Here is a 16,490-nt window from a genome sequence, read left to right as displayed (position 1 = left end):
GTGCGTAATTCGTAGGCCGGATAAGGCGTTTACGCCGCCATCCGGCACGAAGGCCGCATGATGTCTTACGCGTTTTTCGCCGCTTCTGCTGCTTTAACGATCACCGCGAAAGCGTCAGCTTTCAGGGATGCGCCGCCAACCAGCGCGCCGTCGATGTCAGGCTGGGTGAACAGCTCTGCTGCGTTGCTTGCGTTTACGGAACCGCCGTACTGGATGATGACCTGTTCAGCGATTTTCGCGTCAGCTTTAGCAATGTGGTCACGGATGAATTTGTGAACAGCCTGTGCCTGCGCTGGGGTCGCTGATTTGCCAGTACCGATAGCCCATACTGGTTCGTAAGCGATAACCACGCCTTCGAATGCCGCTGCGCCCTGAGTTTTCAGCACCGCGTCGATCTGACGTGCGCAAACTTCTTCAGTTTTGCCCGCTTCGTTTTCAGCTTCGGTTTCACCGATGCACAGTACAGGGATCAGACCCTGCTCTTTCAGCACGGCAAATTTCTTCGCGATCAGCTCGTCGGATTCTTTGTGGTAAGTACGGCGCTCTGAGTGGCCGATGATGATGTAGGTTGCGCCAACATCTTTGAGCATTTCAGCTGAAGTCTCGCCGGTGAATGCGCCGGACAGGTTCAGGTCAACGTTCTGCGCGCCCAGGTGGATGTGGCTGCCCGCAGCGGCGTGTTTAGCCATATCGATGTACATTTCAGGCGGAGCGATAGCTACGCCACAGCCAGAAACACCAGCCAGCTCGGTGCGCAGGTTAGCAACCAGTTCGTGTACCATGTGGCGGCTGCCGTTCAGTTTCCAGTTACCCATCACTAAAGGATGTCGCATTTCGATTCTCCACGCTTGTAAGCGAATTAAGGAATATGGCCACCCATCAGGGCAGCATGGTCTGTGAATCAGTATAGAGATTGAAAGGGATGAAGGCTTTGCTTTTTATCATTTATTCTCCCCTTCAAGATTTTCAGATAGCGCCAGCTTAATCGGTTCAACGGCGAAGGTCAGTCCTTTTTCGCCATTATCGGCGACAACATAGCGAACGGCACCCTCGGTACTGGTGAAGTAGTGTTTACCTTTGCCCTGGGCCAGCAGCTTCTGCAATTTTTGCAGGCTTTGCGGTTTGGTCAGCGTCGGCAGGACTGCGCGCATTAAGGCGCTCATATACTCCTGCGCTTTATTCTTCGCCGCTTTCATCTCAGGCCCCTGAATCGGTAGCCAGGTTATCTGGATGGATTTGATTTTCAGCGTGCCGCGCTCAAGCGCCGTTGAGGCGTACAGATTTTCGTTAATCTTGCTGGCGGCGCGGGTGATATTCAGCTGATCGCGGCTGGAGGTGATTGAGCGGAACTCGCCCAACGGTAGAGTGGGATTGTCGGCATTAAATTTCTCGCGGAACTGGCTGATTGAGAGATCAAATGCCGGTGCGCCTGGCAACAGATACGGGGCAACGGCTGTGGACGTTTCCGCCGACAGCGCAGACTGACCGGTAAAGAGCGTGAAAAGCCCGACCAGACACAGCGTTATCCATTTATTCATGCCAATCGTTCTCCTCTTTGCAGATGACGATTAAAACGGGAACCGACGCGCTTGTCAAAATGTGCCCGCTCCAGGGTAAACTACAGCCATGACAAGAATTGGGAAAGGTACATGACTCTACAGCAATGGTTATTTTCCATCAAAGGACGTATTGGACGCCGTGATTTCTGGATTTGGATAGGCATCTGGGCGGTCACGATGGTTGCGCTGTTTAGCCTCGCGGGCGGCGGTCTCATTGATTTGCAAACGGCGGCATTTATGCTGGTGTGCCTGTTATGGCCGACGGCTTCCGTCACCATTAAGCGTCTACACGATCGCGGTAAATCAGGGCTTTGGGCTTTACTGATGGTGCTGGCGTGGATGCTGCTGGCAGGAAACTGGTCGATGCTGCCGGGCGTCTGGCAGTGGGGCGTAGGACGTTTTATCCCAACGCTGATTATCGTGATGATGCTTATCGACCTGGGCGCGTTTGTCGGCACCCAGGGGGAAAATAAATACGGTAAAGACACCGAGTCCGTGAAGTACCGCGCCGATCACCAGTAGTGTTCGGCGGTCATATGGCCCGGCCGACGGCGTAAGTGTTTGGTCATCTGTCGGGTCTCTTTTAGTAACTGCTGGGTATCGCGAACCATCTGCGGATTACCGCATAGCATGATGTGGCTGGTTTGAGCGCTAATCGGTAGACCGATTGCCGCTTCCAGCGCACCGCTTTCAATCAGCGCCGGTATGCGACCGGTTAACATCCCAGGGACGCTTTCACGGCTGACGACCGTATGGATCCGCAGCTTTTCACCATATCGTTCTGCCAATGCCTGCATTTGCGGCAGATAGCTTAAATCTGCGGCGTAACGGGCAGCATGAACCAACACCAGATTCTTAAAGCGATCGAGATCTTTGCCTTCTTCCAGAATCGACAGATACGGGCCAATCGCCGTACCGGTCGCCACCATCCACAGCGTTTCGCAATCAGGGACTTCATCGAGCACAAAGAAGCCGGCGGCTTCGCTGACGATTTGCACCTCATCGCCCGGCTTTAGCGCTGCCAGACGTGGGCTGAGCTTGCCCTCAGGGACGGTTACCAGATAGAACTCAAGGTCGGGGTTGCTCGGTGCGTTAACGTAAGAGTAGGCGCGTTGCACGCGTTCACCATCAATATCCAGACCTAGCTTGGCAAATTGGCCAGCGGTGAACGGATGAACCGGTGCGTGGACGGTGAGGCTAAACAGAGCATCGGTCCAGTTTTGTACTTTTACAACTTTTCCTGTTACCCAGTCTGCCATGGCGTATCTCCTCTCATTCGCGTTATCTTATCTTCACCGCGACGGAAGAAGATTTCCAGCCCGAAAAGGCTGGAAAGCTCGATTGATCAAATGAATTACAGAATGTGACGCTGAATTTCAGTGTCTTTGCGATCCAGATAATGAATAGACTGAATACGACGAATGGTGCGTGATTTACCGCGGATCAGCAGCGTTTCGGTGGTGGCAATATTGCCCTTGCGGGTGATGCCATCCAGCAGGTCGCCTTTGGTGATACCGGTGGCGGAGAAAATGACGTTATCGCTACGCGCCATATCGTCGAGCGTCAGCACCACGCCAGCTTCTATGCCCATCTCTTTACAGCGAGCCAGCTCGCTTTCACCGATGCGACGGTTCTCTTCGCTATCGCCTTTAACATCGTGACGAGCCAGCAAACGACCGTGCATATCGCCGTCCAGAGCGCGGATAACGGCGGCGGAAATCACGCCTTCCGGGGCACCACCAATACCGTACATCACGTCAACTTCGCTATCCGGCATGCAGCTCAGAATAGACGCCGCAACGTCGCCGTCGGGAATGGCAAATACGCGCACGCCCAGTTTTTGCAGAGAGGCAATCACGCCGTCGTGACGCGGTTTGGCGAGAATGGTGACCGTTAACTCGCTAAGCGGCTTGTCCAGCGCGCGGGCGATGTTGCGCAGGTTCTCTTCCAGCGGTTTGTTGAGATCGATAGCGCCTTTAGCCCCTGGGCCGACAATTAGCTTTTCCATATACATATCCGGGGCGTTGAGGAAGCAGCCTTTGTCGCCCACGGCCAATACCGCCAGCGCGTTCGCCTGGCCCATGGCGGTCATGCGGGTGCCTTCAATCGGGTCGACGGCGATATCCACCGCATCCCCCTGACCGGTACCGACAGATTCGCCGATGTAGAGCATTGGCGCTTCATCAATTTCGCCTTCACCAATGACGATGGTGCCGTCAATGTTGACCTTATTAAGCATAATGCGCATAGCGTTGACGGCTGCGCCATCGGCGGTGTTTTTATCACCACGACCTAGCCATTTATAGCCTGCCAGCGCCGCCGCTTCGGTGACGCGCGAAAATTCGATAGCCAGTTCTCTTCTCATTACAAACTCGTCCAGGAAGTAAAATTGTGCGAAGTTTAGCACAGCCCATTACGGGCTGCGGGTGTCGCTACGCATTGGAATAGCGTTCGGTTTCCGGCATCCAACGCTCAATCAATGCGTTGGCTTGTTGCGGATAACGTTCGTGAATATGGCGTGCCAGACGCTGAACTTCGGGGATCATTGCCTGATCGCGTAACAGGTCGGCGACCTTAAATTCGGCGCTGCCGGTCTGGCGGGTTCCCAGCAGTTCACCGGGGCCACGGATTTCGAGATCCTTTTGCGCAATGACGAAACCGTCGTTACTGTCCCGCAGTACCTGTAGGCGCATCTGTGCGGTTTTGGAGAGCGGCGACTTGTAGAGCAGTACGCAGTGGGAAGCTACCGCGCCACGGCCTACGCGGCCTCTGAGCTGGTGAAGCTGTGCCAGCCCCAGACGCTCAGGGTTTTCAATAATCATCAGGCTGGAATTGGGGACGTCGACGCCGACTTCAATGACCGTGGTGGCAATCAGCAGATGCAGTTCACCCTGCTTAAAGGCCTGCATCACCGCCTGTTTCTCCGCGGACTTCATACGCCCGTGCACCAGACCGACATTGAGCTCCGGCAGCGCCAGTTTCAGTTCTTCCCAGGTGGCTTCCGCCGCCTGAGCTTCCAGCAGGTCAGACTCTTCAATGAGCGTACAAACCCAATAAGCCTGACGCCCTTCGGTGGTACAGGCATGGCGCACGCGGTCGATGATTTCCGGGCGACGAGTATCGGCAATGGCGACGGTTGTGACGGGCGTTCTGCCCGGCGGTAATTCGTCGATAACCGACGTATCGAGGTCGGCATAGGCGGTCATTGCCAGGGTGCGAGGGATCGGCGTTGCGGTCATGATCAACTGATGCGGATGGAAACCCTGCTGCTGACCTTTTTCCCATAGCGCCAGACGCTGGTGGACGCCAAAGCGGTGTTGTTCATCGATAATCACCAGCGCCAGACCGTTGAACTGCACCTGTTCCTGGAATATCGCATGCGTGCCGACAATCATCTGCACCTGACCGCTGGCAATGGCGTCCTGTTGTGCCAGGCGTGCTTTGCCTTTCTGCTTACCTGCCAGCCAGCCGACTTCAATCCCCAGCGGTTCAAACCAGCTGCGGAAGTTGTTGGCATGCTGTTCAGCGAGCAGTTCGGTGGGAGCCATTAGCGCCACCTGTCTGCCATGCGCAATAGCGCGGAGCGCCGCCAGTGCGGCAACCAGCGTTTTGCCCGAACCGACATCGCCTTGTACCAGACGCATCATTGGCACATCCAGCGCCATATCGTGTTCAATTTCAGCGGTCACTCGCGCCTGGGAACCCGTCGGTTTAAACGGGAGTGCTGCCAGCAGCTTTTCTTTCAGCGTATCATCGCCGCCAAGCGGTTGAGCATGGAAGCGCTGGGCGCCTGCGCGCAGTGCCAGCATGCTCAGGTTGTGCGCCAGTAACTCTTCAAGAATCAGGCGCTGCTGTGCCGGATGCTTACCGGTTTCTAAATCGGCAAGCTGGAGTGACGGCGGTGGGCGATGCAGCGTGCGCAGCGCTTCCGGCAGGCTCATCATGCCCTGTGCCAGCTCGGGGGGCAGCAGTTCGCTGATGGCGCAGGTATCTAATAGATCCAGCGCCTGATCGGTTAATTTACGCAGCGTTGCTTGCTTGATGCCTTCGGTAGTGGGGTAGACCGGGGTTAAGGTCTCCTGCAAATCCGGGGTGCTGAGATCGCCCTGTACCCGATACTCCGGGTGGATCATCTCCGCGCCGAACTTGCCGCGCTTCGCTTCGCCGTAGGCCAGCACGCGTCGCCCGGTGGCGAGGCTGTTTTTCATGGCGGCGTTGAAGTTGAAAAAGCGCATGGTCAGAATGCCGGAACCGTCGCTTATCTGGCAGGTCAGCATCCGACGACCACCGAAGGTAATCGTGCTGTTCAGGACTTCGCCTTCAACGGTGGCATAAATACCGGGAAGCAGTTCACCGATAGGATAGAGTTGGGTGCGATCTTCATAGCGCAGCGGCAGGTGCAAAAGCAGGTCCTGGACAGTATGCAGACCAATTTTTGCCAGCCGATTGCTTTGCGCGGCACCGACGCCGGTCAGTGTGTTGAGCGGTACGGCATCCAGCAGACGGCTTTGCATGGTTTGTTACCCCTTGGCCTGCATGGTCGCCCACCATGAGGTGTCGGCTTCTATTTCACCCTGCTCGTTGATGCGAGGGTAGGGCAGGTTCTTGCGTTTGGCTACGTTCGCCAACACCGGATAGCCGCCCTCAAAGAGCAGACGCTGTTGTTCGTCGTCGGGCAGCATGCTGTTGTCACGCTCATACATACCCGCATTTTGCCGCTGGCGCTGCGCTTCATACAAGATGAGGGCAGACGCAACGGAGACATTTAGTGACTGTACCATGCCAATCATCGGGATGATGATGTCTTGATCCGCGAGGTCTAACGCTTCCTGAGTGATCCCCGTTTTTTCCTGACCCATTAAAATACAGGTTGGACGGGTATAGTCTATTTCGCGGAAATCAACGGCTTTATCAGAGAGATGAGTCGCCAGTATTTGCATACCCCGGCCCTTAAGATGGCTGACGGCGTCACCAACATTGGGGTGGGTTTTCACCTGCACCCAACTGTTACTGCCCGCTGCTGATGAAGCCATGGTGCGCATACGGCTGCTTGGCCAGACGGCGTGAACTTCATGAACGCCCACGGCGTCGGCGGTGCGCACAATTGCCGAGACATTATGAGGTTTGTGAACCTGCTCCATACAGACGGTCAGATCGGGTTGACGCCTGGCGAGCATTTCACGAATACGCGCATAACGCTGTAAATTCATTACACTTCATCCTTCGAGCTGACTCAGCGTTGGCTGCGCTCACTTGCCCCTTGGGGCAAGTGCTAGCGTCTTATGATGCAATTTGAATGATTGTGAGTCAGCACTAATTACGGTTACGGGTGACTTTAATAACGTCCGGCATCACGCGGATTTTGCGCATGATGTTCGCCAGATGCACACGGTCGCGTGCGGTCAGGCGGATAAAGGCGCTATAAACGCGACCATCTTTTTCTTCCGTATTCAGGCTTTGAATATTGGATGTCGCGGTGTTGATCGCTGCCGTCAGGTTCGCCAGTGCGCCCTGATGGTTGAACATATCGACCTTAATTTCGGTGATAAATTCCTGCGCCGTCTCTTTATCCCACTCGACCGCCATGAATTTCTCAGGTTCTTTCTGATAACCGCGAATGTTGCGGCAGGATTCATGGTGGATGACCAGCCCTTTACCCGGGCTGACGTGGGCAATGATGGGATCCCCCGGTATTGGACGACAGCATTTTGCAAAGGTGATCAGTACGCCGTCTGCGCCTTTAATTGGCAGATGGGTAAGACCTGTAGCACCTGGCGCCAGCGGTGTGGCTTCGCCCTGCTGAAGGTTTTTGGCGACCACAACGCTCATGGCGTTGCCGAGGCCGATTTCGGCCAGCAGGTCATCCAGAGTCGCAAGACGCATGCGTTCCAGCTCGCGCTGAATGTGCTCAGGGGAAATCTCAGCCAGTTTACGGCTCCCCCCCAGCGCATGATTGAGCAGACGGCGGCCCAGACTAACCGAGTCGTCGCGCTTAAGGTTTTTCAGCATCTGGCGGATTTTGGCGCGCGCTTTTGAGCTGACGACAAAATTGAGCCATGCGGCATTCGGGCGAGCGCCTGGCGCGGTAATGATTTCTACCGTCTGACCGCTGGAAAGCGGCTGCGACAGCGGATAAGGCTGACGGTCGACGCGTGCGCCAACGCAGGCATGACCGATATCGGTATGCACGGCGTAGGCGAAGTCCACCGGCGTAGCGCCTGCGGGCAGTTCGACAATGCGGCCTTCCGGGGTGAAAACGTAAATCTCATCCGGGAAGAGATCGGATTTGACGCTTTCAATAAATTCAAACGAGCTACCGGCGCTCTGCTGTAATTCCAGCAGGCTTTGCATCCAGCGCTGGGCGCGGATCTGCGCGGTTGTACTGCTTTCGCCGCCGTGTTCTTTGTAGGCCCAGTGTGCTGCGACACCCATCTCTGCCATCTGATCCATATCTTCGGTACGAATCTGGACTTCGACCGGGACGCCGTGCGGCCCAATCATTGAGGTATGCAGCGATTGATATCCGTTCGCCTTAGGAATCGCGATATAGTCTTTAACGCGACCCGGACGGGGTTTATACAGGCTATGCATCTGCCCCAGAACGCGGTAGCAGGTGTCGAGGTCGTGGACGATTACGCGGAAAGCGTAAATATCCATGATCGAGTGAAAACGCTGCTCTTTAAGCACCATTTTGCAGTAGATCGAGTATAAATGCTTTTCACGACCGCTGACGTGACACGGAATTCCCGCCTCCTGCAAACGCCCTTCGATTTCAGAAAGGATCTTCTGAATCATCTCCTTACGGTTACCGCGCGCGGCTTTCACCACTTCTTTAATCACGCGATAGCGGTTAGGGTACAGCGCTTCAAAACCCAGCTCTTCAAGCTCAGTTTTGATGTGATGGATACCTAAACGGTGGGCCAGCGGGCTGTAAATTTCGAGCGTTTCACGGGCGATGCGGCGACGTTTGTCCGGGCGTAATGAGCCCAGCGTGCGCATATTGTGGGTGCGGTCGGCAAGCTTGATGAGGATGACGCGGATATCCTGCACCATCGCCATAATCATTTTGCGAAAGTTTTCGGCCTGCGCCTCTTTCTTATCGCGGAACTTGAGTTTATCAAGTTTCGACACCCCCTCTACCAGCTCGGCAACGCTTTTGCCAAAGAGCTGCTCCATGTCCTGGTAGGTGGCAGGGGTATCTTCAATCACGTCATGCAGCAGGGCGGCCATCAACGTTTCATAGTCGAGTTTCATCTCGGCCAGAATGCAGGCTACCGCAACCGGGTGCGTGATATAGGGTTCACCGCTTGAACGTGCTTGCCCCTCGTGAGCATCACGTGCAACGAGATAGGCCTGCCGCAGACGCTTAATCTGGTCTTCCGGCAGGTAATTTTGAATCAGCTGATTCAGGCTCTCAAACAGATACAAGGGCGACCCGCTTATTATTAACGACGACCTTCAGCAATAGCGGTAACGGCTTGTAATTCAGCGGCTTCCTGCTCTTGCTGTTCCTGGCGCTCACGTACGTCGAGGATCTGATTGTTGATCAGACCTTCTTCGATTTCGCGCAGTGCGATAACGGTGGTTTTATCGTTTTCTTCCGGTACCAATGGATCTTTACCGCCTGTCTGCATCTGACGAGCGCGACGCGCGGCGACCAGAACCAGGTCAAAACGGTTACCAATTTTCTCTACAGCGTCCTGAACAGTTACGCGTGCCATACTTTAATGCTCCACAGGTGAAGAAATGACTGGGCATGATACTGAAAGTGGGTTCAGTCTGCCAATAATTTGCTGATTAAAGCGTCATGTCGCTGCTTTTGGCGGCTCATGCGCAAACGTTCAGCGCGGATGATCGTTTTCAGATCGCCCAGGGCGGTATCAAAATCATCATTCACGATAAGGTAATCATATTCCGCGTAATGGCTCATTTCTGCAACTGCCTGAGCCATACGTTTTGCGATCACCTCTTCGCTGTCCTGACCGCGGCCACGCAGGCGACGGTCAAGTTCAATTCTGGACGGCGGCAAAATAAAGATACTGCGCGCGCCCGGCATACTCTTACGGATTTGCTGTGCGCCCTGCCAGTCGATATCGAGGAAGACATCAACGCCGGTAGCCAGTACCTGCTCAATGGCTTTGCGTGAGGTGCCGTAATAGTTACCAAAGACTTCAGCGTGCTCAAGAAATGCCTCTTCGCCAATCATCGTGCGGAATTCGTCGTGATTCACAAAGAAATAATGTTCGCCGTGCACTTCACCCGGACGCGGCGCGCGCGTGGTATGCGAAACAGATACCTGGGAGTCATACAACGGTTGGGTTTTCAATAAAGCCTGAATCAGGCTGGATTTACCCGCGCCACTAGGGGCGGAAACAATATAGAGCGTGCCTTGAGCCATGAGTGTCTTTTGTATGTGATTATCGAAAGAGAACTTACATACGAGCCTATTATACACGGCACCGCTACGCGACGTAGCCTTTGTCACACTTTTTGCGCCAGTTTATTTTAATTTGCGAGCAGTTTTCCTGAAATCTCTGCGTGTTGCTGCAACAAATTCTTTATCCCGGAAGCCTGCTCGGAAAACGAGTTCTTGTCCCTCGCCCCACCTAAAGGGTTGCGTTACAAACGGTTATTCGCATTTGAGGGGGATAATGATGAGACGATGGGTAGCCGGTTTCGCCATATTTTTAGTCACGCATGTCCATGCGGCCTGCCCGGAATGGTCACCTGCGCGAGCCGGGCAAGAAATTGCGCAGTTACAGGGGCAAATCGCCAAGTGGAACGAAGCATACTGGCATGAAGGGGCAAGTGAGGTGAATGATGGCGTCTACGACCAACTTTCAGCCCGGCTGGCGTTTTGGCAGCACTGTTTTGGCGTGACAGCGGCAGAAGCCTCAAGCCTACCGCCGTTGCAGGGCGCGGTGAATCATCCCGTCGCCCACACCGGCGTTCGAAAGTTGGCGGATGCGCGCTCGGTTGAGCGGTGGATGCAAGGGAAAAGCGATCTGTGGGTTCAGCCGAAAGTTGACGGTGTTGCCGTTACGCTGGTTTACCGCCACGGGCGTTTACAGCAGATGATTAGCCGGGGCAATGGGTTAATTGGGGAGGACTGGACGGAGAAAGCTCGCCATATCCCATCGTTACCGCAGAAAGTTGAGGGTGTACTGGCGAATAGCGTGCTGCAAGGGGAGGTTTTTCTGCGTGCGGACGCGCATGTACAGCAGAAGATGGGTGGTATGAATGCGCGCTCGAAAGTTGCCGGTATGCTTATGCGTCAGGGGCAAAATCAGCCTTTATCATCTTTGTCGCTGTTTATCTGGGCATGGCCGGATGGGCCAAACAACATGCGCGAGCGCCTGGCGGTGCTGGCAGCATCAGGTTTTGAGCTCGTATCACATTACTCCCACCCCGTGTCGCGAATTCAGGAGGTGGCAGACTGGCGCGAGCGTTGGTTTACTTCACCGCTGCCTTTTGCGACGGATGGCGTGATTATCCGTTCAGCAAAGGAGTCCGCGGGCACACATTGGTTGCCCGCTCAGGGCTCCTGGGTCGCAGCATGGAAATATCAGCCCGTGTCACAGGTGGCTGAGGTCAGTGGTATCCTTTTTACCATTGGGCGCACCGGTAAGATTGCGGTTGTGGCAGACCTTGTCCCCATTAAGCTTGATGATAAGCAGGTACAACGGGTCAGTATTGGCTCAGTACAACGTTGGGAGAATCTGGATATCACCAAAGGCGATCAGCTGTTGGTCAGTTTGGCCGGGCAAGGGATTCCCCGATTGGATAGCGTGGTCTGGCGTGGGCTAGATCGCAGCAAGCCGATGCCGCCAGCGCCTCGTTATCATTCACTCACCTGCTTTAATCGAACGCCCGAGTGCCATGAACAATTTATGGCGCGTCTGAATTGGTTGGGTTCAGCCCAGGTATTCAATATTGAAGGATTAGGTGAGGCCGGATGGAATGCGTTGATTAGGGCTCAGCCCTTCGAGCATATTTTTTCCTGGCTTGCGCTAACACAGGCGCAACTGGAAGACGTTCCGGGAGTCTCTAAAACGCGGGCTCAGCAGCTCTGGCACCGCTTTGATATGACGCGTCGACAGCCTTTCCGACTATGGTTGAAAGCCCTCGGTTTACCATTGCCCGCAGACGCCTTAAAAGCGCTTAGGGATAACAACTGGCAGCAGTTACAGGCGCGAGAGGAACCGCAGTGGCAAACCTTACCCGGCGTTGGGTCAGAAAAAGCACGCAGCCTGGTGACGTTTATTCACCACCCAACGGTAAACCAGCTGGCCGACCAGCTCCGGGCGTTGGGGGTGAACGGTTTTGATTAGTGCGTTTCGTGGCGGTAGTGGAACACCGGAAGGCCCAGCTTCAACCTTAGCGCCAGCATCCGTGCGGTAAAACCGAACAGCAGCGTGGAGATAACCACCACGTCGTGGTTGCTGACATAGTGCTGTAAGGCAACGTACAGCACGGCGGCGGCAAAGGAGATCCCGGCGTAAAGCTCTTTTTGAAACACCAGCGGGATTCGTTTGCAGAACATATCGCGCAAAATTCCGCCAAAGACACCGGTTACTACGGCGGCGATAATGGCGATGACCGGGCCTTCGCCCATATCCAGCGCAATCTGTGCGCCGATAATTGAAAAGACGATAAGTCCGATGGCATCAAGCACTAAAAACAGACGGCGCAGATGTGGCATGACGGGAGAAACAATGGTGGTCAGTACCGCGGCAATCACCACGATAATGATGTATTGCGGGTGCTGCACCCAACCTAAGGGATAGTGACCCAGCAACATATCGCGTACAGAGCCACCGCCAAGCGCGGTGGCTGTGGCGATGATAATCACGCCAAAGGTATCCATACGACGACGTCCGGCCGCTAAGGCGCCGGTCATGGCTTCGGCGGTGATGCCGATAAGATAAAGGATGTGCAGTAACATATTCGCTCCCGGAATGAATGGCTGGAGGGTAGCGATTTGTGCGCTTTATCACGATTGAGATTTTCTAAGGCAAGAGCATTTAGATTAGATTAAATAATCCGATTGATATGGGTAGGGTTAGCTATAGCGGGGTTGCGTTAATCCGAGAATGAAATTTGAGATTAGATAATTTTAATGATGATCGTTGCACGTCTCAGCAAGGCCGCTTCTTGATGAAGCGGCCTTAGAGCCTGTTACTGATTTCCGGTCAGCTCGCCATACGGCAGCTTATCGTAATCGGTCAGCGCATTCTTCTTCTCAGGGTTACCAATCCAGCGGGTGGTTTCCACAAACTGAGGGCTGGTCAGCGCCCGATTTGGGTTATAGCCCTCGTAGCTTAACCCTGCTAAATCGGACCAGGTATGGATAAGCTCAGAACTGCTGTATTTGCGGTCTACGTCCTGGGAGAAGTCACGCGGATGCGCTTCATGCCATTTTTCCGAAGTCCACAGCAGGAACGGAATGGTGTACATATGGCGCGTAGGGGCTTCTTCATTACGCCCCTGCGTGTGATGCGGCGGCGTGTCGTAGACTTCTTCACCATGATCGGAGAAGTACAGCAGGAAACCGTTAGGATCCGTTGCCTTAAAGTCTTTGATTATGCTTGCCACGATGTGGTCGTTATAGAGGTTCGCGTTGTCGAAATTATTATAAGTATCCTGCTCTTCCTGGCTTAAACCGGCTGGCATCGTATCGGTTTTACCGGAGAATTTGTTCCAGTTTTCAGGGTAACGGTACTCGTAATTAATATGTGTACCCAGCAGATGCACAATAATAAATTTCTTCTCTGCCGGGTCGGCCAGAACCTGCTTAAACGGTGCCAGAACATTAGAATCATATTCGCGTGCGCTTTGGGTACGCTGCTGATTCATATAGAACTGCTGATCGGTTTGTCGGGAGAATACCGTCAGCATGGTATTGCGTTTGGTCATCGTCTGCTGATTGGTAATCCAGAAAGTTTTGTAGCCCGCCTGCTTCATCAGATTCATCAGCGAAGGTTTGGTGAGATACAAATTGGGATTCTGTTCGTTGGCGAACGTCAGGGCCTGTTGCAGGATCTCAATGGTATAGGGACGCGAAGTCACGACGTCATTGAAAACGGTGAAGTTCGGATCGGTTTTATGCAGGGTATCGAGTTCTGGCGTTGTTTCGCGCGGGTAGCCGTAGAGACTCATGCGACCGCGTGGCGTCGACTCACCGATGACCAGCACCAGCGTCCGTGGCGCGTTTCCGCTGCTGTCTTTGAGATTCGCCAGCGGCGGGAGAGCGTGGTTGTCATTCAGGAGTTTTGTCAGGCTATCTAACTGGCGATGATATTGATAATAGCCGGTGACAAACTGCCACGGAGCAGCAGGAGCAACACGCGTTGAGAGGCCGTCTAAAACATCGCCTGCTGGTTTACCGATAACCACGCCTCGGGCAAACGGATGCACAACCAGTCCGTAGAGCAGTGCAGTGGCAACCAGCCAGCGCCATGGTTTTGGGATGTATACCGGGCGTAAGCGCGTCCAGAGTAAAATGGCTATCGCAGTGTAGACCAGGGCGACTAACACGATCTTCAGGCTGAAATATTGACTTAAGAATTCACCTGCTTCATTCGTGTTGGTTTCAAACATCACAAATAAAACGCTTTGGGAAAATTCCTGACCATAAATAAGGAAATAACTAATGGCCGCAAGTGATGTTGCCCAGAGGACAACCCCAATAATTGCTCCGATAACTCGGGTCTGCTTGGGGAACAGGAATATGGGAACCAGCCATAATAGGCTAAAGAGAATGGAGTCTCTTAGTCCGTTGGAACCGCTGTAACCAGTGGCATAGATAACAAGCTGTAATGCTGTGGAAAAAAAGCAGAAATACAATATGGCCCAACCAAGGGCTTTCCAGCTAAAGGCTGGAGTGTTCTGAGTGTCAGTGAATCGCATACGTTTAGCTTATTTTAGGTTAAGGCATAAGGCGGCCAGTGTAGCTACCAATTCTTAAGAAATAATTAGAGTGATAGCAGAGGGCGAAAATAACCAGGCATATTACCCAAAGGGGTAATAAGTATGGTCTGATCCAAAAAGGAATAACGCTCTGGGACATCACATTTTTTTCCATAATCGCCCTTCGTGAAGAGCGGGATAATAATGCAATGATAGTGAGGAAAAAGAAACTACCTGAATTAAAAATGCCCGCATTATCACGGGCATGAATGTCTTGGCTATAATTAGCTGAATTTATTCAATATTCTGAATTTGTTCGCGCATTTGCTCAATCAGCACTTTCAGCTCGATAGCGGATTTAGTGACATCGGCGTTGATTGACTTAGAAGCCAGGGTGTTCGATTCGCGGTTAAATTCCTGCATCATAAAGTCGAGACGACGGCCAACGGCCTCTTTCTTCTTCAGGATGTTATAGGTTTCTTTAACGTGCGCTTCCAGACGATCCAGCTCTTCGGCAACGTCGATACGCTGCGCCATCAGAACCAGTTCCTGCTCCAGACGATTATTTTCCAGCTGTACTTCCGCATCTTCCAGCTTGGCGACCAGACGCTCACGCTGCCACTGCAAAATTTCAGGCATATGGGCGCGGACTTTGGTCACTTCACCGCTGACGCCTTCAAGGCGCTGTTCAATCAGCGTTTTAAGAGCCTGACCTTCTGTTTCGCGGGCGACGATGAAATCGTCCAGCGTACCGTCCAGTGCGGCCAGAATCTCGGCGGCAATGGCGTCGAGATCTTGTTCCTGAGCGGCCATCACGCCCGGCCAGCGCAGAATATCGACCGGGTTAATTTCACCCTCGTCGCTCTGCATTTTGACCCAGTTCGCCGCATTGACCAGCTGCTTCGCCAGATTCTCGTTGAGGATAAGCTCTCCCTGCGCGCTGGCATCTTGCTCAAAGCGCAAAGTACATTCTACTTTCCCACGGGTCAGACGGGTACGCAGGCGCTCACGAACCACCGGTTCGAGGCTGCGGAATTGTTCCGGCAGACGAAAATAGGTTTCGAGATAACGTTGGTTAACCGAGCGCAGTTCCCAGGCGGCGCTGCCCCAAGTGCCCTTAATTTCACGGCGGGCATAGGCGGTCATGCTGCGGATCATAGACGTTCCTGTTTTTAAAGGAGAGATGGGGGGATTATAGCCTCCATGAACTTATCAGGATAGGAATAAGCGTCTTTAGTCCGTATAATGCGCAGCCACATTCGTTTCAAGCCGGAGATTTAATCATGCGTCCAACAGGTCGTAGTGCCAACCAGGTGCGTCCCGTCACCCTGACCCGTAATTACACAAAACACGCTGAAGGCTCCGTGCTGGTCGAATTTGGTGACACCAAAGTATTGTGCACCGCTTCTATCGATGAAGGCGTGCCGCGCTTCCTGAAAGGTCAGGGCCAGGGCTGGATTACCGCCGAATACGGCATGCTGCCACGAGCAACCCACACGCGTAACGCGCGCGAAGCGGCAAAGGGTAAGCAGGGCGGTCGTACCATGGAAATCCAGCGTCTGATTGCGCGGGCGCTGCGCGCTGCGGTTGACCTGAAAGCGTTGGGTGAATTTACCATCACGCTGGACTGCGATGTTATCCAGGCCGATGGCGGTACCCGTACTGCGTCTATTACCGGTGCCTGCGTGGCGCTGGCCGATGCGCTGGGCAAACTGGTCGCCGCGGGCAAGCTGAAAACCAACCCAATGAAAGGCATGGTGGCCGCGGTTTCCGTGGGTATCGTGAACGGCGAAGCGCTGTGCGACCTGGAATATGTGGAAGATTCAGCGGCAGAAACGGATATGAACGTGGTGATGACCGAAGATGGTCGCATCATTGAAGTTCAGGGCACGGCTGAAGGCGAACCGTTCACCCATGAAGAGTTACTCACCCTGCTGGCGTTGGCCCGAGGGGGAATCGAATCTATTGTGACGACGCAGAAGGCGGCGTTAGAAAATTGATTTTTAGGGCGACGTTGTCGCC

General features: G+C 53.9%; 15 protein-coding genes. 3 read left to right on the top strand and 12 right to left on the bottom strand.

Annotated elements, in window-relative coordinates:
• Window positions 1–65: 65 nt before the first annotated feature.
• Both tpiA and ACIPDS_RS14785 read right to left on the bottom strand, forming a co-directional pair.
• Window positions 66–833, bottom strand: a complete 768-nt coding sequence (gene tpiA / locus ACIPDS_RS14790; protein WP_166515250.1) for a triose-phosphate isomerase — start codon at window positions 831–833, stop codon at window positions 66–68.
• Between the two features lie 108 nt (window positions 834–941).
• Window positions 942–1,538, bottom strand: a complete 597-nt coding sequence (locus ACIPDS_RS14785) for a DUF1454 family protein (protein WP_166515251.1) — start codon at window positions 1,536–1,538, stop codon at window positions 942–944.
• A gap of 111 nt (window positions 1,539–1,649) precedes the next feature.
• Between ACIPDS_RS14785 and ACIPDS_RS14780 the strand changes: the two genes are divergently transcribed.
• Window positions 1,650–2,081 carry a DUF805 domain-containing protein gene (locus tag ACIPDS_RS14780; RefSeq protein WP_400737192.1) on the top strand — a complete coding sequence of 144 codons (432 nt, stop codon included), beginning with the start codon at window positions 1,650–1,652 and terminating at the stop codon, window positions 2,079–2,081.
• On the opposite strand, the gene fpr is transcribed toward ACIPDS_RS14780, so the two are convergent.
• From fpr to gmk, 7 genes are all read right to left on the bottom strand, one after another.
• A complete protein-coding gene (gene fpr, locus ACIPDS_RS14775) occupies window positions 2,072–2,818 on the bottom strand; it encodes a ferredoxin--NADP(+) reductase (RefSeq protein WP_400737189.1) in 747 nt (248 codons plus the stop codon). The two genes, ACIPDS_RS14780 and fpr, sit on opposite strands and share 10 nt — an antisense overlap.
• 95 nt (window positions 2,819–2,913) lie before the next feature.
• Window positions 2,914–3,924 (bottom strand): class II fructose-bisphosphatase, encoded by a 1,011-nt coding sequence (gene glpX, locus ACIPDS_RS14770; protein ID WP_166515254.1) that lies wholly within the window; start codon window positions 3,922–3,924, stop codon window positions 2,914–2,916.
• Window positions 3,925–3,991: 67 nt separating this feature from the next.
• Window positions 3,992–6,073 (bottom strand): ATP-dependent DNA helicase RecG, encoded by a 2,082-nt coding sequence (gene recG / locus ACIPDS_RS14765; RefSeq protein ID WP_400737185.1) that lies wholly within the window; start codon window positions 6,071–6,073, stop codon window positions 3,992–3,994.
• A gap of 6 nt (window positions 6,074–6,079) precedes the next feature.
• Window positions 6,080–6,769, bottom strand: a complete 690-nt coding sequence (trmH, locus tag ACIPDS_RS14760; protein WP_400737182.1) for a tRNA (guanosine(18)-2'-O)-methyltransferase TrmH — start codon at window positions 6,767–6,769, stop codon at window positions 6,080–6,082.
• 103 nt (window positions 6,770–6,872) lie between these two features.
• Window positions 6,873–8,987, bottom strand: a complete 2,115-nt coding sequence (gene spoT / locus ACIPDS_RS14755) for a bifunctional GTP diphosphokinase/guanosine-3',5'-bis pyrophosphate 3'-pyrophosphohydrolase (protein ID WP_400737179.1) — start codon at window positions 8,985–8,987, stop codon at window positions 6,873–6,875.
• Window positions 8,988–9,004: 17 nt separating this feature from the next.
• Complete coding sequence (rpoZ, locus tag ACIPDS_RS14750; protein ID WP_002442542.1) at window positions 9,005–9,280, bottom strand: DNA-directed RNA polymerase subunit omega; 276 nt, start codon at window positions 9,278–9,280, stop codon at window positions 9,005–9,007.
• 53 nt (window positions 9,281–9,333) lie between these two features.
• The gene (gmk, locus tag ACIPDS_RS14745) at window positions 9,334–9,957 is read right to left on the bottom strand and encodes a guanylate kinase (RefSeq protein WP_166515258.1); all 624 of its coding nucleotides are present in this window, start codon (window positions 9,955–9,957) and stop codon (window positions 9,334–9,336) included.
• 256 nt (window positions 9,958–10,213) lie between these two features.
• Between gmk and ligB the strand changes: the two genes are divergently transcribed.
• Entirely contained in the window at window positions 10,214–11,890 is a 1,677-nt protein-coding gene (gene ligB, locus ACIPDS_RS14740; RefSeq protein ID WP_400737626.1) for an NAD-dependent DNA ligase LigB, read from the top strand.
• Here ligB and ACIPDS_RS14735 read toward each other — a convergent pair.
• The 3 genes from ACIPDS_RS14735 to ACIPDS_RS14725 form a co-directional block, all read right to left on the bottom strand.
• Window positions 11,887–12,504: a trimeric intracellular cation channel family protein gene (locus ACIPDS_RS14735; RefSeq protein ID WP_166515259.1), complete on the bottom strand. Its 618-nt coding sequence runs from the start codon at window positions 12,502–12,504 to the stop codon at window positions 11,887–11,889. The genes ligB and ACIPDS_RS14735 overlap by 4 nt on opposite strands.
• 233 nt (window positions 12,505–12,737) lie before the next feature.
• A complete protein-coding gene (locus ACIPDS_RS14730) occupies window positions 12,738–14,468 on the bottom strand; it encodes a phosphoethanolamine transferase CptA (RefSeq protein WP_400737173.1) in 1,731 nt (576 codons plus the stop codon).
• 294 nt (window positions 14,469–14,762) lie between these two features.
• A complete protein-coding gene (locus tag ACIPDS_RS14725; protein ID WP_166515261.1) occupies window positions 14,763–15,626 on the bottom strand; it encodes a YicC/YloC family endoribonuclease in 864 nt (287 codons plus the stop codon).
• Between the two features lie 125 nt (window positions 15,627–15,751).
• Between ACIPDS_RS14725 and rph the strand changes: the two genes are divergently transcribed.
• The gene (gene rph, locus ACIPDS_RS14720; RefSeq protein WP_061281027.1) at window positions 15,752–16,468 is read left to right on the top strand and encodes a ribonuclease PH; all 717 of its coding nucleotides are present in this window, start codon (window positions 15,752–15,754) and stop codon (window positions 16,466–16,468) included.
• Window positions 16,469–16,490 lie beyond the last annotated feature (22 nt).

The organism is Kluyvera sp. NPDC087067 (assembly GCF_044745165.1).
Classification (GTDB): Bacteria; Pseudomonadota; Gammaproteobacteria; order Enterobacterales; family Enterobacteriaceae; genus Kluyvera.
Note: the sequence above shows the minus strand (reverse complement) of the source record. Positions and strands in the feature narration are given on the sequence as shown.

Bases quoted from the DNA above. Each gene is read 5' to 3' on its own strand.
- tpiA (WP_166515250.1), bottom strand. From the start codon at position 833: ATGCGACATCCTTTAGTGATGGGTAACTGGAAACTGAACGGCAGCCGC.
- ACIPDS_RS14785 (WP_166515251.1), bottom strand. From the start codon at position 1,538: ATGAATAAATGGATAACGCTGTGTCTGGTCGGGCTTTTCACGCTCTTT.
- ACIPDS_RS14780 (WP_400737192.1), top strand. From the start codon at position 1,650: ATGACTCTACAGCAATGGTTATTTTCCATCAAAGGACGTATTGGACGC.
- fpr (WP_400737189.1), bottom strand. From the start codon at position 2,818: ATGGCAGACTGGGTAACAGGAAAAGTTGTAAAAGTACAAAACTGGACC.
- glpX (WP_166515254.1), bottom strand. From the start codon at position 3,924: ATGAGAAGAGAACTGGCTATCGAATTTTCGCGCGTCACCGAAGCGGCG.
- recG (WP_400737185.1), bottom strand. From the start codon at position 6,073: ATGCAAAGCCGTCTGCTGGATGCCGTACCGCTCAACACACTGACCGGC.
- trmH (WP_400737182.1), bottom strand. From the start codon at position 6,769: ATGAATTTACAGCGTTATGCGCGTATTCGTGAAATGCTCGCCAGGCGT.
- rpoZ (WP_002442542.1), bottom strand. From the start codon at position 9,280: ATGGCACGCGTAACTGTTCAGGACGCTGTAGAGAAAATTGGTAACCGT.
- gmk (WP_166515258.1), bottom strand. From the start codon at position 9,957: ATGGCTCAAGGCACGCTCTATATTGTTTCCGCCCCTAGTGGCGCGGGT.
- ligB (WP_400737626.1), top strand. From the start codon at position 10,214: ATGAGACGATGGGTAGCCGGTTTCGCCATATTTTTAGTCACGCATGTC.
- ACIPDS_RS14735 (WP_166515259.1), bottom strand. From the start codon at position 12,504: ATGTTACTGCACATCCTTTATCTTATCGGCATCACCGCCGAAGCCATG.
- ACIPDS_RS14730 (WP_400737173.1), bottom strand. From the start codon at position 14,468: ATGCGATTCACTGACACTCAGAACACTCCAGCCTTTAGCTGGAAAGCC.
- ACIPDS_RS14725 (WP_166515261.1), bottom strand. From the start codon at position 15,626: ATGATCCGCAGCATGACCGCCTATGCCCGCCGTGAAATTAAGGGCACT.
- rph (WP_061281027.1), top strand. From the start codon at position 15,752: ATGCGTCCAACAGGTCGTAGTGCCAACCAGGTGCGTCCCGTCACCCTG.